Source organism: Corynebacterium haematomassiliense (assembly GCF_013978595.1).
Taxonomy (GTDB): domain Bacteria; phylum Actinomycetota; class Actinomycetes; order Mycobacteriales; family Mycobacteriaceae; genus Corynebacterium; species Corynebacterium lehmanniae.
This window is the reverse complement of the sequence record NZ_JACDTZ010000001.1, coordinates 1,628,228-1,644,266: the sequence shown is the minus strand read 5'-3', so window position 1 is coordinate 1,644,266 and position 16,039 is coordinate 1,628,228. Positions and strand designations below refer to the sequence as shown.

The window sequence follows — 16,039 nt, the reverse complement described above, 5'->3', positions numbered from 1 at the left end:
GCCGCCATGGATTTTGGAGCATTGGTTGAACCGCTGGTGGCGTTCTTCTCGGACGGCATCGGCAAGACCATCATGGACGTTCTGAGCGTGATCTACCAGGTGCTGTTCCCCGCGAACGCGCCGGCGGCGACGCCGCAGGAACTGCCGCGCTAACCCCGCGGACGGCACTAGAATGGGGATATAACCAGCCGATCCTAGGAAAGGTTTGCACATGACCCAGGAAGATATCGTTGTTGTTGCCGTCGACGACAGCCCCGCCTCCGACAATGCGGTCCGGTGGGCCGCAAATACGGCGATGAAGCGCAACATCCCGCTGCGGCTCGCGGCGGCCTACTCCATGCCGCAGTTCCTGTACGCGGAGGGCATGGTGCCGCCACAAGAGGTCTTTGACGAGCTGCAGCGTGAGACCCTGCAGACCGTTGACCGCGCGCGCGAAATCGCGCTCGATGTTGCGCCGGACCTGCACATCGGCCACGCGGTCGCGGAGGGCTCTCCGATTGACATGCTGCTGGAGATGTCGAAGGAATGCACCATGGTGGTCATGGGCTCGCGCGGCCTGAGCGGCATTTCCGGCATGGTGCTCGGCTCCGTATCCGGCGCCGTCGTCTCGCACGCGTCCTGCCCGGTGGTGGTTGTTCGCGAAGACAACGCGGTGACTGAAGCGAACAAGTATGGCCCTGTCGTGGTCGGCGTGGACGGCTCTGAGGTGTCCCGCCGCGCCACCGAAGTTGCCTTCGAGGAGGCGGCCGCGCGCGGTGCTGAGCTGCACGCGGTGCACACCTGGGTTGACACTCAAATCCAGGGCCCGGGCGCAGGATATGCGGTCTCCGAGGACCACTGGAAGGCTGTGCAGGCGGAGAAAGAAGAGCTGCTTGGCAGCTACCTGAACGAGCTCGCGGAGCAGTACCCGGACGTGGTGGTGAAGAAGACCATCACGCGCGACCGCCCGGTCCGTGCGCTGGCCAGCGCCGCCGAAGGCGCGCAGCTGCTGGTCACCGGCTCCCACGGCCGGGGCGGCTTCAAGGGCATGCTGCTGGGCTCCACGTCGCGCGCGCTGCTGCAGGAAGCGCCGTGCCCGATGATGGTCGTGCGTACACAAGATTCGTAAGCGAATTGTTACGCAATTGCATGCGATGCGTTGCTCGCCCAAATCATAAGAGGCGCATAATGGCTCCCGTAATGATTAAAGCAATTAGAAGGGTTTGAAACACTATGGCACCTGCAATGGGTCTTATCGGTTGGATTGTTATCGGCGGCCTTGCTGGCTGGATCGGTTCCAAGATTCAGAACCGTGACGCACAGATGGGCATCGGCTTGAATATCGTGGTCGGCGTTATCGGCGGTCTGCTCGGCGGCTGGCTGCTGTCCGTGTTCGGCGTGGACGTCGCCGGCGGCGGGCTGTTCTTCAGCTTCCTCACCTGCTTGCTCGGCGCGGTGATTTTGCTGTGGATCATCAATTTGGTGACCAGCAAGCGTCGATAGGCACAAGCGCGAAATCCCTCGGGTGGAACCCGGGGGATTTTTTCGTGCCCGGTGGAATATACGTACCGGTTTGTCTATATTGATAGGCGACCAACCCAAGAAGGAGTATTCCTTGGCCACCACCAGCAAGAAGAAGCCAGCGCAACGCCGCCGCGACCGGCCGAGCCCGCGCCAAAGGCTGCTGGACGCTGCAACAAAACTGTTCACCGAAGAAGGCATCCGCGTCATCGGCATCGACCGGATTCTGCGCGAGGCGGACGTGGCGAAGGCCTCGCTGTATTCGCTGCTGGGCTCGAAGGACAACCTTGTCATCGCCTACCTGGAGCAGCTGGACGAGCAGTTCCGCGCCCGGTGGGGCGAGCGGGCCGCGAAGGCGCCGGACGCGGACGCGAAGATCCTCGCATTCTTCGACATGGCTATCGACGAAGAGCCGGACAAGGACTTCCGCGGTTCGCCCTTCCTCAACGCCGCGGGCGAATACCCGCGCCCCGAGGTGGAGTCGGAAGAGCGCATCATCGCGGCGTGCATGGCGCACCGCTCTTGGATGCACGAAACGATCACCGCGCTGTTGACGGAGAAGAACGGCTACGAGTCCTCCGCGCTGGCGGATGAGCTGCTGATCTTCCTCGACGGCGGGCTGTCCGGCGCGAGGATCCTGCACAGCGTCGAGCCGCTGCGCACCGCCCGCGCCCTGGCGGAGAACACGCTGGGCGCGCCGCCGCCGGATTACTCCATCTAGCGCGCCGGCGCTACGCTGAGCCGCATGACCACGGCCCACATGCACACGCAGCCGCGCCGCGTTACCGCTTCGCAGGTGATTGGCGAGTTGCTGCTCACGTTCGGCGTGTTACTGCTGTTGTTCGCGTTTTACGAGTCTTATTGGACAAACATCGCCTCGGCCAAAATGCAGGACGAGGTGCAGACCCGTCTGGAAGAGCAGTGGGTCAACCCCCGCCAGGCCAAGGCCACGGAGCTGGGCGACGCGTTCGCGCGCATGTACATCCCGGCGTTCGGCCAGGACTACCAGTTCGCCATCGTCGAGGGCGTCCAGGAGCACCAGCTGCTCACCGGCCCGGGCCGCTACCCGGGCACTCAGATGCCGGGCGAGGACGGCAACTTCGCCGTGGCCGGGCACCGCGTGGGCAAGGGCGCCCCGTTCAACGACTTAGGTGCGCTGAAGGCTTGCGACGCCATCGTGGTGGAAACGCAGACCGAGTGGGTGACCTACCGCGTGCTGCCGATGTCGCTAGACCCGGGGGAGCGCCGCAGGGAAGGCATCGATTGCCTGCCCGGCGAGCTCAACGAACGCATCGCGGCAGGCGACTACGCGCAGGTCAAAGGCCGCGAGATCACGCTGCCGGGTGACATTGAGGTGGTCAACCCCATCCCGGGCAACCGCTCGACGAAGGTGGAGCCGGGCATGGAGGGCCTGATCACGCTGACCACGTGCCATCCGCAGTTCTCCAACGCGGAGCGCATGATCATCCACGCGGTGCGCACGGAGGTGCAGCCGAAGGACCCGTCGGGCGCGCTGCCGCCCGCCATGAAAGCCAAGAAAGAGGTGCGATAGCGATGTATGCGGCACTGTGGCGCAAGCTTCCCGGCCCCGCTCCGGTGAAGTGGCTGCTCACCCTGATCATTCTGGTGGGCGTGTTTTTCCTGCTCATGGAGGTTGTTTACCCGTGGGTGTCGTCGATGATGCCCTACAACGACGTCGCGGTGTAACCCCTTAGAGCCAGCGCGGCACCGGCGGCGCCCAGGCGCGCAGTTTGGCCAGGAGTTCCTGCGGGTCGTCGGCGACGACCATGTGCGCGCGGTCTGTGCGCCGCATGAAGCCCTGCTCCACCATGTGGTCGATCATCGCCACCAGCGGCGCCCAGAACTCGCTGCCCAACAGCCCGATCGGTTTGTTGTGCAGGCCGAGTTGTTGGCTGGTCCATTCCTCGAACAGCTCGTCCAGGGTGCCGGCGCCGCCGGGTAGGGCCACGATGGCGTCGGCAAGCTCGCTCATGCGGGCCTTGCGCTCGGACATGGTAGTCACCACCTCGAGGCGCTCGAGGCCTTCGTACTGTAGCTCGTAGTTGACCAGGTGTTCAGTGAGGATGCCAATGCTTGTCGACGCCCCCTCGGCCACCTCGCCCATCAGCCCCAATTTGGACCCGCCGTAGACCAAGGTGATGTCGGCCTCCGCCAACGCCTCGCCGAATGACCTGGCCAACGCGGCGTTGTTGGGGTTGGTGCCCTCGCGCGCCCCGGCGTAGACCGCGATGGCTTCGATCTCGCGGGACTTCAGCGCCGGGAAGATCTCGCCGCGCAGCAGCGGCGCGAGCTCGGCGTCGGGGGCCGTGGGGTCGATCCAGCGGGCCTCGGCGATCTCCGCTGCCGGCGCGGGGGACAGGCCGGCGCCGGGGTGCAAAAACACTGTCGAGGTGACGGTGCAGCCCGGCTCGTTGGAGGCCGGCGCGCTGAACTGGCCCAGGTAGCTCAGATCTTCCGCGTCGACGTCCAGGCCAACCTCCTCCCGGGTCTCGCGCAGCGCGGTGTCCACCAGCGTCTCGCCGGGCTCCGGCTTGCCGCCCGGCAGCTGGAAGCGCGGGCTGGTGTGTTTGCGCACGCACAGCACGCGGCCCTGCTCGTCGGTGAACACGATGGCGGCTACGGAGATCATCACGGGAGTATTCACAGGGCCAGGTTAGCGATTACTTCCTTCGCCACCGTTTCGGCCTTGACAGACTCGTGCTGGTTAGTGAACACCGCCACCGCGGTAGCGCCTTTGGCCACGGCGTACGCTGCGCCGATGCGGCCGGGCACATCGCCGCCGCCGTGGCGGCCGCCGTCCCACCCGCCGGGCAGCGCCGCCGGCTGGGTCAGGTCCACCGGGGCGACGAAGTCCACCACGGCGCGGGCGTCTTCCACGGAGTCCATGTGGCGCACCAGCACGGTCAGCTGCGGCTCCTCGGGGTAGGACCAGAACTGGCACGCCGGCGGGTCGAAGCGGGTGTCCGTGCCCACGCCGGTGACGCGCTGGCCGTTGGTTTGCGCGACCCACTCGGTGTCCAGGTAGGGGCACTCGGTCCAGCTGTCGCGCGGGGTGTCGGGGAGTGCTTCTACTGGCAGGGCTGGTTCGGGTGTGGGGGCGGCCGGAGGGTCGTCGATAGGCGAAGGCTCCTGCGAACACCCGGCGAGGGCGAGCACGAACAGGGCGGTGGGTACTCTCAGACGCATGAGCTCCAGATTAGTGCTGTTGGAGCAGCATCCCGGAAAGACCGCGGACTACCGGGCGCTCGATTTGGGCATCACGGTGCTGGCGGTGTGCCTCATGCTCGTCTCCTTCGGTGCGCTCGCGCGCATGCCGCTCAACGAGGCGCTGCTGCACATTGTGCTGACCGCCGCGTTCGCGTTTCTGCTGTTCTACGGCATGGTGGAGATGTACCGCTGGGGCGCGTGGGGGCGTGTGGCCTGGATGCTGGGGGCGACGGCGGTGTGGGTGGCGGACATGACCGTCTCGCCCGTGGCCGTGTACTGGGTGTTCGTGCTGTTCTTCGTGGCGCTGCGCGCCTTCGACAACTGGGTCGGCTACGCGTGGGTGGTGGCGTGCCTGGGCATCTCTATCGCTATGCAGATCCCGGCGGGGCTGACCCTGGGCGGGATTATGGGCCCGGCGCTGTCCGCGGTGGTTGTGGTGGCGATCGCGTACGCCTTCGACACCATCACCCGGGTCAGCCGTGAGAGGCAGCAGCTTATCGACGAACTGCTGGCCACACGCGACCGCCTCGCCGACACCGAACGCGCCGCCGGCGTGGCCCAGGAGCGCGAACGCCTCGCGCACGAGCTGCACGACACGGTGGCGCAGAACCTCTCCTCGATCCAGATGCTGCTGCACTCGGCGGAGCAGGACGTGCGGGCAAGCGGGCTGCCGGAGGGGGTTGCGCAAGTGCCGCTGAGGAAGATGGAGACGGCGCGCCGGGCGGCGTCGAATAACCTGGCGGAAACCCGCGCGATGATCGCCGCGCTCGCGCCGGCGCCGCTGACCGAGTCCTCGCTGCGCGACGCGCTGGCGCGGGTGGCCGGGGACTTCGGCGAGGCCGGCGGCCTGGACATCGGGGTGGAAGTCGACGGCGAGGCCGTCCCGCTGCCCATGCGGGTGGAGGCCGGGCTGCTGCGCATCGCCCAGGGCGCGGTGTCCAACGTGGTCAACCACGCCGAGGCGAGTGCCGCCCGCATCACCCTGACCTACGCGCCGGAGGAAGTGCGCCTGGACGTGGTGGACAACGGCCGCGGCTTCGACGTGGACGCGCAGGGGCTCAAACCCAGCGGGCTGGGCCACCTGGGGCTGGACGCGATGCGCTCGCGGGCCGCGGAGCTGGGCGGAAAGTTGGAGATTGAGTCCGCGCCCGGCGGGCCGACGGCGCTGACCGTGGCAGTGCCGGTTAGTATCAACCAAAAGACTGACCTTGACTCTGACGAGGAGACCGACGTTGATCCGGGTACTGCTGGCTGACGACCACGAGATTGTCCGCCTCGGCCTGCGCTCCGTTTTGGAAGCCGCCGAGGACATCAAAGTGGTGGCCGAGGTAGCCACCGCCGAAGGCGCGATTGCCACCGCGCAGGCCGGCGGCATCGACGTCATCCTCATGGACCTGCGCTTCGGCGCCGGCGCGGAAGGCCAGCGCGTGACCACAGGCGCCCAGGCCACCGCCGCGATCCGGGCCAACATGACCAACCCGCCCAAGGTGCTGGTGGTGACCAACTACGACACGGACGCGGACATCCTCGGCGCCATCGAAGCCGGCGCCGTGGGCTACCTGCTCAAAGACGCGCCGCCGGAGGAACTCGTGGCAGCCGTGCGCTCCACTGCCCGCGGCGACGCCACCATGTCCCCCGTCGTGCGCAACCGGCTCGAATCCAGGGAACGCACCCCGCGCTCCTCGCTCACCCCGCGCGAGCTGGAAGTGCTCCAGCTAGTCGCGGCCGGTTCCTCCAACCGCGAAATCGGCCGCCAGCTCATGCTCTCCGAGGCGACCGTGAAATCCCACCTCGTGCACATCTACGACAAGCTGGGCGTGCGCTCGCGCACCTCCGCCGTGGCGTCCGCGCGCGAGCAAGGCGTGCTGTAGCGCGCTACTTCGACAGCTTGGCGTGCACCTCTGCCGCCAGCTTGTTCAGGTCCTCGTCGATGGAGTTGTGCGCCAGGCGGCGCTGCTCCGGGTTGGCGTGCTCGGCGTTGCGCACGGCCTGCTCCAGCTCGTCGAGACGCACGCGCGCGTCGCCCTTGAAGCCCTCGCCGAGGTTGTCGGTCTGGTCGATGTTCTGCCGGACGGCGTCGATACGCGCCTTGAGCTCGGCGCCGCGGCCGGAGTGGCGCGCGAGATCCTGCGACGTCAGACCCAGACCGGCGGCGCGGTTGTTCACCTGGCCCTGCTGGAACGAGGTCAGCGCCTTGTACACCAGCGGCAGCAGCACCGGCACCAGGATGCGCGCGGCGGAGACCCACTGCTTCGCCTTCTTCTGCGTCACGCCGGACTCCTGGATGCGCTTCAGGTGCGCCTTGGCCAGGTCCTTCTCATGCTTCTGCTTACGCTTCAGGCCCTTCTTCTCCTCCTTGAGCAGGCGCTTTTCCGCCTTGTCCAGGAGCTTGGCCACGCGCTCGTCGGCCTTCGCCTCCTGCTTGGCCAGCTGGCGCGCGTGCGTCTGCGCCGCCTTGACCTCGGCCTTCGTCTTCGCGCGGGACTTGCGGATGGCCTCGAAAACACCCATGGTTGTATCTCCTCTAATCGTTCGCTCTAACGCCCATTCACTCTACCTTCCGGGGCACTACCCCTGCCCAGGTATCGTTTGGGGCATTGTGAGTAACGAACCTGTGCGCGCCTCGGACCTTGTGGGCTGCCGCTTCCGCCAGCGGCAGCGCCGCGCGCACCCGGACGTACCCGAATTGCCGGAGGCGTTGCTGCGCCAGCCGCAGATCGACGCCGCCCGCGCCGCCGTGTTCGACCTGCTGCCCGTCAAGCGCGCTCTGGGCGACGGCGCTGGCAAGGCGTTTGTGCGGGTGGACATCGACCCTGGCTCAGACCGTGTGGCAGCAACGCAGGATGCTTTACGACGCCGCGCGCACCTGATCACCAACGCCACCCTGACCGGCGCGGTGGAGGGCGTGGACGCGGAAGCCGATGTGGACATCCTCGTGCGCACCGACGCCGGGTACCTGCCCGTGGTGATTTCCAACCACCGCGTCGCCCGCTCGCACCCGAGCGCCGAGCTGGAGATGATCCCCACCGGCCGGCTCGGGCTGGGCAAGCCACTTGTGGTGGGGGCGAAGGCGCGCCACCACACCGTGGACGGCTACCGCGTCACGCTGGCGCACCTGCTGCTCGGCGGGCGCGCGGACGGCCGCGGGGCGGTCATCGGCCAGGACCGAACGCGTGCGTACCTGTGCGACCCGTCGCGCTACATCGAGCCGCTCGTGGCCGCGCTGCTGGCGCCGCTGCCGACCGAGCCAAAGCGCCTGAAACAGTGCGCCACCTGCCGTTTCTGGCCGCTGTGCGAGCCGCGCCTGGTCGAGCTCGACGACATCTCGCTGCTGCTTCCGGGCGGCCGCGGCGACGTGTGGCGCGAGCGCGGGATCGATACGGTGCAGCAGCTTATCGACGAAGCTCCGCCCGAACCCGCCGCCCTGGCCCGCGCCTGGCGCGCAGGCATCCCCGTGCTGCGGCGCCCCGGTTTCGCGCCCGCGCCCCGCGCCGACGTGGAGGTCGACGTGGATATGGAGGCCTACCTGGACCAGGGGGCCTACCTGTGGGGCACGTTCGACGGCGCCGACTACCGCGCGTTTGTCACCTGGGACGATGTCGGCGGCGACGCCGAGGAGGAGAACTTCGCCGCGTTCTGGTCCTGGCTGATGGCGCGCCGGGCGGCCGCCCACGCCGAGGGCAAGACCTTCCGCGCCTACTGCTACGCCGCGGGCGGGGAGAACCACTGGCTGCGCTCCTCCGCGAGGCGGTTCGGCTCGGTGGACGAGGCCGAGGTGGCCGCGTTCATCGCCTCCGACGAGTGGGTGGACGTGTTCGCGCACGTGCGCCGATCGCTAGTGGGCACCGACGGGCTGGGGCTGAAGGCGCTGGGCCCGGTCGTGGGCTTTGAGTGGGAGGACGACGACGTCGACGGCGAGCGCTCCGTCGCGCTGCGCCGCGCCGCCCGGTTCGGGGACCAGGCCGCCCGCGACATGCTGCTGCGCTACAACGAGGACGACTGCCGAGCCACCCGCGCCGTGCGCGACTTCCTCGCCGCCGGCGCGCCGGGCGTGCCGGAGTTCGGCGCGGTGTAGCGGCCCTACCGCTCCGCCTTCCAAAGCGCCACGGCCACCAGCGCTAGTGCAGTGAGCATCGCGGCGAGCACCGCGACGAACCCGGCCCACGGCAGCCCCTCGTAGGCCCAGCCGGTCGCCGCCCCCAGGATCGACGAGCCCATGTAGTAGCAGAACACGTACATGCTGGACGCTTCCGCGCGGTCGTGCTCGGCGATGAGTCCGACCCAGCCGGAGGCCGTCGAGTGGAGCGCGAAGAAGCTCGCCGTGAACACGAGCAGTCCGGCGAGCGCGACCCACAGGCTGGGTGCGGCCACGGCGAGCGCGCCCGCCAGCATCAGCAGCGCGGAGGCGAGCACCACCAGGCCGCGGCCGTAGCGCTTGGAGAATGCGCCGGCCCGCGCGCTCGACCACGTGCCGGACAGGTACACCACGTACACCAGGCCCGACAGCGCCGCGGGCAGCCCGTAGTCCAGCACCGCGCGGAAGCCGAAGAAGTTGTACATGGAGACGAACACACCCATGGCGATAAATGCGGTGGCGTACAGCCCCACCAGCCGCGGGTTTTTCAGGTGGCCCAGCATCGCGCGCACCTCCACGCTGGGGCGTATCGACGCCTTCGGCACAAAATTGCGCTGCTCTGGCAACGCCCACGCCGCCAGCGCCGCCAGCGTGAAGGCAACCATGGCGCTGCCGAACATGGCCCAGCGCCAGGAGGTGACCTCCAGAAGCCCGGCCGGGATAAGGCGCCCGCTCAAGCCACCGATGGAGTTACCGGCGATGTACAGGCCCATCGCGCCGGGCAGATCGTTCGGGTCCAGTTCTTCAGACAGCCAGGTCATGGCTACCGCAGGGGTGCCGGCGATGAGCGCGCCCTGCACTGCGCGAAGGGCGATGAGCTGCCCCGCGGTCTGCGCCAGCGGCAGCGCGAGGCCGAGCGCGGTCGCGCCGAGCGCCGAGACCACCAGCACTCGTCCGCGCCCGTACTTCTCCGACAGGATTGAGGCGGGCACCACGCACAGCGCCAGGGCGCCGGTGGCAGCGGAGACGGTCAGGGCAGCGGTGGACGGGCTCACTGCCAGTTCGGTAGTGAGGGTGGGCAGCAGTGCTTGTGTTGCGTACAAGGCGTTGAAGATGGCTAGTCCGAACGCCAGCATGGCCCACGTTGCGCGACGGTATTCCAGGCTGCCTTTCTGCATGCCCACCATGCTAGGAAATTCGCAGCAGGAATTTCGCAAAACCTCTTGCGGGATAAGGTAAGCCTAACCTAGGATCAGTTCTGAGTTCGCAGGGACTCGACGTATCACAGGGAAAGCCAACGCCCGCCGCCTCCAAAACGGAGGTGGCGGGCGCTGGTGTGAGGGGAGGCGGAGCCGTCGTTAGGCAGATGCCTTTGCGTAGCGCTCGTTGACGTCGTCCCAGTTGACAACGTTCCACCAAGCCTCGACGTAATCAGCCTTGACGTTCTTGTACTGCAGGTAGAACGCGTGCTCCCACATATCCAGCATGAGCACCGGCGTGAAGTCCACGGAGATGTTGCCCTGCTGGTCGGTCAGCTGCTGGATGATCAGGCGGCCAGCGATGTGGTCGTAGCCGAGCACTGCCCAGCCGGAGCCCTGCAGGCCGGTGGCCACGCCAGCGAACTGCTTCTTGAAGGCATCGAAGGAGCCGAAGTCGCGGTCGATGGCCTCAGCGATCTCACCGGTCGGGTTGCCGCCGGCGTTCGGTGCCATGTTCTTCCAGAAGATGGAGTGGTTGGTGTGGCCGCCAAGGTTGAACGCCAGGTTCTTGGACAGGGCGCGCAGGCGGTCCGGGTTCGCCTCACCGTTGCGCTCGGCCTCGAGGGCCTCGAGCGCGGCGTTCGCGCCAGCGACGTAGGTCGCGTGGTGCTTGTCGTGGTGCAGCGTCATAATCTCTTCGGAGATGTGCGGCTCCAGCGCGTCGTATGCGTAGGGGAGATCGGGAAGCTCGTAAACAGCCATGATTGATTCCTTTCGTCTGCGAATCAGTTGCGGACCCCATGGTAGAGAAAATTTGGGAACAGTGTTGTGGCCGAAGTCGTTGTGTAGGGCATGGGATTTCTTTTCGCACCTTCGCCAAAGCTTGTCGATGTCAGCTCCGCCCTCCCCGGCCGCCCCGAGCCGGTCCTGGCCAACCCGCGCGAGCACGCCGTGCTGGGCACGCCCACCACGGGGCCGTGGCGCGAGGGCCAGAAACGCGTGCTCGTGGGCATCGGCTGCTTCTGGGGCGCGGAGAAGATGTTTTGGCAGCTCGACGGCGTGAACTCCACCTCGGTGGGCTACGCCGGCGGCGTCACGCCGAACCCGACGTACCGCGAGGTGTGCTCCGGGCAGACCAACCACGTTGAGACGGTGGAGGTGGTCTACGACCCGGAGGTGATCACGCTGAAAGACATTGTGAAGACCGCGCTGGAGGCGCACGACCCGACCCAGGGCTACCGCCAGGGCAACGACGTGGGCACCCAGTACCGCTCCGCCTTCTACACCGACACCGAGGAGGAGGCCGAACAGGTCCGCGGGTGGATCCGCCAGTACGAGCAGGACCTGCAAAGCGCCGGGTACGGCGACATCACCACCGAGGTGAAATCCGTGGAGGCCGACGGCGTGAAGTACTACCTCGCTGAGGAGGAGCACCAGCAGTACCTGCACAAGGTGCCCAACGGATACTGCCCGCACCACTCCACCGGCGTGGCCTGCGGGATCTAGCTAGTAGCCGTGCTTTGAGGGGAACCCGCCTTTAGGCATGCGGGTCTTCGTGGCGTCGTTGTGGATCCAGCGCGCCACACGCACCAGCTCGGGGCGGGAAAGCGCCGCCTCATCCGCGTCGTCGCCCGCGCCGTGGATGACCGCGTTCCAGTAGGCGACGGTTTCGTCGTGGTAGTTGTGCCCGTGGGGTGAGGGGTAGTCCTTCGACGGCAGCTGGTCGATGCCGATCTGCCAGTACGTCACCAGCGGCATCCAGCGCATCGTGTCCAGCGCGTCCAAGTGCTGGGCGGGCGGCGGGCTCGCCACGCGATCCGGGTTCGCGCAGCCAGTCCGGGGCCTTCCACGCCAGGGACGGCTCCCACCACACCACCGGGTCAGAGGCATGCTGGGCGAAGACGAACCGGGGCTCGACCCAGGTGTTGGCGTAGGAATGGCCGCGGAAGTCGTGGCGCAGGTGCGCGGGGTGGGCGGTGAAGCGGACGTGGCGGCCGCCGTCGATAAGCGGGAGGCGCTGCGGGGAGCCCTTCTCGCGGTGACGGGTGAGGTAGCTGTGGTTGCTGGCGAAGCCGGGCGTGCCCGTGAACACGCCGCCTGAGGTTTGCTCAAGGAACTCCTCGACGGTCTCGAACGCGTCCGACACGCCGTACGCGCCCAGCGATTCTCCGCCGACGTAGAGCTTCGGGCGTGTTTCGGGGTCGAGTTGTTCCAGCTCGCTGCGGATTGCCTCGATGAGCACGCGCGAGGAGTTCACCGGGTTCTTGCGGTCCGCCAAATAGGAATACGCCGAGGGCAGGTAGGAGTACTGCATGGCCACCACGGCCGAGTCGCCGCGGGTGACAAACTCGAAACCCGAGGTGTGAAAGTCGTTGATCCAGCCCGTGCCCGCCGCCGACATCACCGCGATGTGGCTGCGCTCGAACGCGCCGGTGCGGTGCATCTCCTCGACCGCGACGGCGGCCATTTCCTCGAAGTCCGGGGCCTGGTCGCGCTCTGTGTCCAGGCCGACGAAGATGCGGATCGGCTCCATCGCCCCGCCGTCCACGAGGCGCTCGATGTCCTCCTTGCGGGGGCCGCCGGCCACCACCGCGCGGCCCTGGCGGCCCATCGTGTTCCAGTCCACCAGCGACTCCGGCGAACCGGAACGCTCAGGCCGCTTCGGCTGGTCCGCCCCGCGCATGAACTCGCGGTCCAGCTCCTGCGCCTGGCGGCTCACGCGCACCGCGAAGCGGCGCACCACCATCTGGTCGCCAACCAGAATCAGCAGCGCGCCGCCGCCCGCGATCGCCAGCGGCCACGACGCCACCGGCGGCAGCTTCTTGCCCAGCAGCTCGTTGATCGCGTCGATGAACGTCTGGATCGCATCGCCGACAAGCAGCACCACGCCGTAGCCCAGCGTGCCCACCGTGATGCCGAGGATCTGCGGGCTGACCTTGAACTTCTCGTCGCTTTCCACCAGCTTTTCCTGGTGAGCGCGGCGGTGCAGCGACGTGACAAACACGCCGGCGGTCACACCCGTCATGGCCAGGCGCACCGGGCCGGGAAGCAAGCTCTGCGGTTCGTCGGAGCGGACGGGGCGGAGGGCCTGCGAAGCTACCGTCGCAAAGCCATGGCCCAGGCCCTGCAACACACCGACGTTCGCGGCAGTCGCCCACCAGCTGTGAGGCAGCAGCGACGGCGACACCGCACCCCACGTCGCCACCTCAGCCCCCGCAAGCCCCGCGCGGAAACTCGGAGGCAAGCGCCGCAGACCACCCATGCGCACGCCCGGGGAGATGTCAGCCAGCACCTCCAACACGCCCATCGGCAACGCCAGCACACCGTCGCGCTTGACGGAATAGCGCGAACGCGCGCGTTGCAGCGCGTCCGGCAGCTGATCTAAAGCGGTGCGGGCTTTGACGAGGAAATTGGAAGGCACGGAAGCGATTGTTCCAAAAATGTTCCGGTCGCGGGGGCTGCTGCGCGCGGGTAGCCTCGCAGCCGTGAGCGAGAAGATGCCCAAGATTGTTGCGCACCGCGGATTCTCCGGACACCACCCCGAGCTGACGCGCCGGGCGTTCGAAGAAGCTTTGAAGCTGCCCATCCACGGCATCGAATGCGACGTGCGCCTCAGCCGCGACGGGCGCGTGGTGGTCTTCCACGACGCGTCGGTCAACCGCACCACCGACGGCCGCGGCCGCGTGGACTGCCTGGACTTCTCGGCGTTGCGGGAGCTCAACTGCGGCACCAAAGACGAGCCGCAGCAGATCATGTGCCTGGAAGAACTGCTCGAACTCATGCAGGACTACCCGGACAAGCACATCTACATCGAAACGAAGCACCCCACCATCTACGGGCCCGAGGTGGACGAGCAGACCTTGCGAACGTTGCGCTACGCCGGGCTGCACGAATCCGAAAACGTGCACGTGATCTCCTTTTCCCACCGCGCCGTGCGCTACTTCACCGAAATGGCGCCCGAGCTGGAAACCTTCTACCTGTTCCGCCTGAAAGAGATGCGGTGGAACCGCAAGAGCCGCATGCTCTCCCGCCCCTACGGCGTCGGGCCTGCGCTGCAGCACCTGCAACTGCGCCAAGAGCTGCTGGGCTACCGGGGGTTGCGCACCTACACCTGGACCGTGAATACCCCGCGCCAAATGCGCTGGTGCGCCGACAACGGCGTCGACGTCATCGCCACCGACCTGCCGGACGTCGCTTTGGCCGCGTACGGGCAGGTGCCGGCCGCGGCGGTGGCGGGGTAGGGAGGAAATATGACTGGAATCATCGCGCACCGCGGCTTCAACGGCCTGTACCCGGAAAACACCCTTCGCTCCTTCGAGGAGGCGCTCAAGCTGGACATCGCCGGCATCGAGTGCGACGTAAACCTGACGGCAGACGGACAGGTGGTGGTCATCCACGACTTGACCGTAGACCGCACCTCTGACGGCTCTGGCGAGGTGGCGCAGATGCCTCTCGACGAGCTCCGCCAACTCAACATCGGCACCGAGGACGATCCGCAGCAGATCATGCTGTTGGACGAGCTGTTGACTTTGCTGAATCAGTATCCCGGCAAGCACATTCTCATTGAGACGAAGCACCCGTCGCCGTTCGGCGGGGTGCTGGAAGAGGCCGTGGCCGACGTGCTGCGCTCCCGAGGCATGGAACGTGATCCGCGCGTCCACCTGATCTCTTTCAACCCGGAGGCGGTCGAACGTTTCCAGCGTCTCTTGCCGGAACTTGAGACGTTTCTGCTTGTTGAGGAGGCATTCGAACCAGTGGGTGCTTGCGGCGCCGGGCCGAGCGTACGCATGGCGAAGGCCCACCCCGAGCTGCTCGGCGGAGAATTCCGCACCTACGTGTGGACCGTGAATCTGCCTAAGGACATGATCTGGCTGCAGCAACACGGCGCGTCGCTGATCGGCACCGACCTGCCGCATATCGCGTTAGAGACCTTGGCGTAGCGTTCGCGGCCGTAGCGTGGCCGGTACGATTGCGCGCATGGTGCAACGCAAGCCGAAAAAGAAGAAGAACCGCGAGGACCTGCCCGAGGGCATGTCCCGCCGCGAGGCCAAGCTGGCCGCCCGCGCAGCCGAGCGCGAGAAGCTGCAGAAGGACCCCCGCCCGTTCGGCGGCCTGGCCGCAGAGGCCGACCTGGTCGCGCTGCAGGAGTTCGTGCCGTCCGCCGTGGCTAAGTTTGACATCAAGGGCACCCCGGTGAACATCGTCACCGTGCTGCCGGGAGCCGGCGCCGCGCTGGTGCGCGAGGAGTCCGAGGGCGGCGAGCGCTTCGTTGCCCTGCAGGTCACCTCCCACTCCCAGAACCCGGGCCGCGACCTCGCGTACGCCCTGAACTGGGTCGTCGATGCGGCGCCGGGTGAGACGCTGCAGTCCACCGTCGCCGATGGTTCGCAGCCGGAGCTCGCTTCGCTTATCGACACCTCCGTGGTGCCCGACATCACCACCTACGACGATTTTGCCTGGTGGTTCCCCGAAGGTGCCGCCGTTCCGCCGCAGATCCAGCAGGCGCTACAGCAGGCCAACGACGCTGTCCTGCCGTCCGAGAAGGTCGGCGTGGACCTGCCGGGCGCGATCTGGTGGGTCAACCCTGGCGGCGGCAAGGCGCACATCCGTTGGGTGCGCACCGAGGACAACGAGGCGCAGATGCTCTCCGCGCTGGCCCGCATCGCCGCGCGCGGCGAGCTGAACCTGGGCGAAGGCACCAAGTTCGCCGGCGCCTTCCGCACCCACGGCCTGGTCGTGCCGGTGTTCGACCTCGACCCGTCCGTGGACGCAGGCTCCTACGAGGAGGCGCTGGCCGCGCTGAACAGGCAGATCGAGGCCGAGTACAGCAACGACGCCGCGTTGACCGCCGACGAGCGCAAGCAGCTGGACAACATCAGGTCCCGTCAGGTGACCATCTAGCGCGTGCGTGATTCTTGAACGCCCCGGGTGACTGCTTTCTTTGCGCAGGCTGAGAATGTAGCGCCAAACGGGGCGGCCAGGATTGTGCTGTTGTCGCACGATATTGGTGTTTGTGACGCGCACGATCCGTTGGCGC

The 16,039-nt window shown here is 67.2% G+C and carries 19 protein-coding genes and 1 pseudogene; 13 read left to right on the top strand and 7 right to left on the bottom strand.

Going from position 1 to position 16,039, the window contains the following annotated elements; all coding sequences use genetic code 11:
* Positions 1 to 6: 6 nt before the first annotated feature.
* From H0193_RS07755 to H0193_RS07730, 6 genes are all read left to right on the top strand, one after another.
* A complete protein-coding gene (locus H0193_RS07755) occupies positions 7 to 153 on the top strand; it encodes a hypothetical protein (RefSeq protein WP_181889288.1) in 147 nt (48 codons plus the stop codon).
* 58 nt (positions 154 to 211) lie between these two features.
* Positions 212 to 1,108, top strand: coding sequence for a universal stress protein (locus H0193_RS07750; protein WP_181889287.1), 897 nt, complete (start codon positions 212 to 214; stop codon positions 1,106 to 1,108).
* Between the two features lie 104 nt (positions 1,109 to 1,212).
* Complete coding sequence (locus tag H0193_RS07745; RefSeq protein ID WP_181889286.1) at positions 1,213 to 1,482, top strand: GlsB/YeaQ/YmgE family stress response membrane protein; 270 nt, start codon at positions 1,213 to 1,215, stop codon at positions 1,480 to 1,482.
* Between the two features lie 112 nt (positions 1,483 to 1,594).
* Positions 1,595 to 2,221, top strand: a complete 627-nt coding sequence (locus H0193_RS07740) for a TetR/AcrR family transcriptional regulator (RefSeq protein ID WP_070475886.1) — start codon at positions 1,595 to 1,597, stop codon at positions 2,219 to 2,221.
* A gap of 24 nt (positions 2,222 to 2,245) precedes the next feature.
* The gene (locus tag H0193_RS07735) at positions 2,246 to 3,052 is read left to right on the top strand and encodes a class E sortase (protein WP_181889285.1); all 807 of its coding nucleotides are present in this window, start codon (positions 2,246 to 2,248) and stop codon (positions 3,050 to 3,052) included.
* A gap of 2 nt (positions 3,053 to 3,054) precedes the next feature.
* Positions 3,055 to 3,207, top strand: a complete 153-nt coding sequence (locus H0193_RS07730) for a hypothetical protein (protein ID WP_035000279.1) — start codon at positions 3,055 to 3,057, stop codon at positions 3,205 to 3,207.
* Positions 3,208 to 3,211: 4 nt separating this feature from the next.
* Here the strand turns inward: H0193_RS07730 and H0193_RS07725 are convergent, their stop codons facing one another.
* Both H0193_RS07725 and H0193_RS07720 read right to left on the bottom strand, forming a co-directional pair.
* The gene (locus H0193_RS07725) at positions 3,212 to 4,165 is read right to left on the bottom strand and encodes a TIGR00730 family Rossman fold protein (RefSeq protein WP_239356147.1); all 954 of its coding nucleotides are present in this window, start codon (positions 4,163 to 4,165) and stop codon (positions 3,212 to 3,214) included.
* A complete protein-coding gene (locus H0193_RS07720) occupies positions 4,162 to 4,707 on the bottom strand; it encodes a DUF2020 domain-containing protein (RefSeq protein WP_181889284.1) in 546 nt (181 codons plus the stop codon). Before H0193_RS07720 ends, H0193_RS07725 begins: the two co-directional genes overlap by 4 nt.
* Here H0193_RS07720 and H0193_RS07715 point away from each other — a divergent pair.
* The gene (locus H0193_RS07715) at positions 4,706 to 5,983 is read left to right on the top strand and encodes a sensor histidine kinase (protein WP_181889283.1); all 1,278 of its coding nucleotides are present in this window, start codon (positions 4,706 to 4,708) and stop codon (positions 5,981 to 5,983) included. The genes H0193_RS07720 and H0193_RS07715 overlap by 2 nt on opposite strands.
* The gene (locus H0193_RS07710; protein WP_181889282.1) at positions 5,961 to 6,599 is read left to right on the top strand and encodes a LuxR C-terminal-related transcriptional regulator; all 639 of its coding nucleotides are present in this window, start codon (positions 5,961 to 5,963) and stop codon (positions 6,597 to 6,599) included. The genes H0193_RS07715 and H0193_RS07710 overlap by 23 nt, the downstream gene beginning before the upstream one ends.
* A 4-nt stretch (positions 6,600 to 6,603) precedes the next feature.
* On the opposite strand, the gene H0193_RS07705 is transcribed toward H0193_RS07710, so the two are convergent.
* Complete coding sequence (locus H0193_RS07705; protein WP_181889281.1) at positions 6,604 to 7,239, bottom strand: DUF6474 family protein; 636 nt, start codon at positions 7,237 to 7,239, stop codon at positions 6,604 to 6,606.
* Between the two features lie 88 nt (positions 7,240 to 7,327).
* Between H0193_RS07705 and H0193_RS07700 the strand changes: the two genes are divergently transcribed.
* Positions 7,328 to 8,803: a TM0106 family RecB-like putative nuclease gene (locus H0193_RS07700; RefSeq protein WP_338026621.1), complete on the top strand. Its 1,476-nt coding sequence runs from the start codon at positions 7,328 to 7,330 to the stop codon at positions 8,801 to 8,803.
* Between the two features lie 5 nt (positions 8,804 to 8,808).
* Here H0193_RS07700 and H0193_RS07695 read toward each other — a convergent pair whose 3' ends face one another.
* A complete protein-coding gene (locus H0193_RS07695; RefSeq protein ID WP_236883433.1) occupies positions 8,809 to 9,981 on the bottom strand; it encodes an MFS transporter in 1,173 nt (390 codons plus the stop codon).
* Positions 9,982 to 10,161: 180 nt separating this feature from the next.
* Positions 10,162 to 10,764 (bottom strand): superoxide dismutase, encoded by a 603-nt coding sequence (locus H0193_RS07690; RefSeq protein WP_181889279.1) that lies wholly within the window; start codon positions 10,762 to 10,764, stop codon positions 10,162 to 10,164.
* A gap of 90 nt (positions 10,765 to 10,854) precedes the next feature.
* Between H0193_RS07690 and msrA the strand changes: the two genes are divergently transcribed.
* Complete coding sequence (msrA, locus tag H0193_RS07685; protein WP_181889278.1) at positions 10,855 to 11,508, top strand: peptide-methionine (S)-S-oxide reductase MsrA; 654 nt, start codon at positions 10,855 to 10,857, stop codon at positions 11,506 to 11,508.
* Here the strand turns inward: msrA and H0193_RS12465 are convergent, their stop codons facing one another.
* Both H0193_RS12465 and H0193_RS07680 read right to left on the bottom strand, forming a co-directional pair.
* Entirely contained in the window at positions 11,509 to 11,769 is a 261-nt protein-coding gene (locus H0193_RS12465; RefSeq protein ID WP_272899118.1) for an alpha/beta-hydrolase family protein, read from the bottom strand. It abuts the gene before it with no gap.
* 133 nt (positions 11,770 to 11,902) lie between these two features.
* Positions 11,903 to 13,264 (bottom strand): annotated as a pseudogene (locus H0193_RS07680) (alpha/beta-hydrolase family protein); the annotation flags it as partial.
* Between the two features lie 223 nt (positions 13,265 to 13,487).
* Between H0193_RS07680 and H0193_RS07675 the strand changes: the two are divergent.
* From H0193_RS07675 to H0193_RS07665, 3 genes are read left to right on the top strand one after another with little or no spacing between them, the layout of a single operon-like run.
* Positions 13,488 to 14,243: a glycerophosphodiester phosphodiesterase gene (locus H0193_RS07675; RefSeq protein WP_338025182.1), complete on the top strand. Its 756-nt coding sequence runs from the start codon at positions 13,488 to 13,490 to the stop codon at positions 14,241 to 14,243.
* Between the two features lie 9 nt (positions 14,244 to 14,252).
* Positions 14,253 to 14,942 carry a glycerophosphodiester phosphodiesterase gene (locus H0193_RS07670; RefSeq protein ID WP_181889276.1) on the top strand — a complete coding sequence of 230 codons (690 nt, stop codon included), beginning with the start codon at positions 14,253 to 14,255 and terminating at the stop codon, positions 14,940 to 14,942.
* Positions 14,943 to 14,979: 37 nt separating this feature from the next.
* A complete protein-coding gene (locus H0193_RS07665) occupies positions 14,980 to 15,903 on the top strand; it encodes a DUF5926 family protein (RefSeq protein WP_181889275.1) in 924 nt (307 codons plus the stop codon).
* Positions 15,904 to 16,039 lie beyond the last annotated feature (136 nt).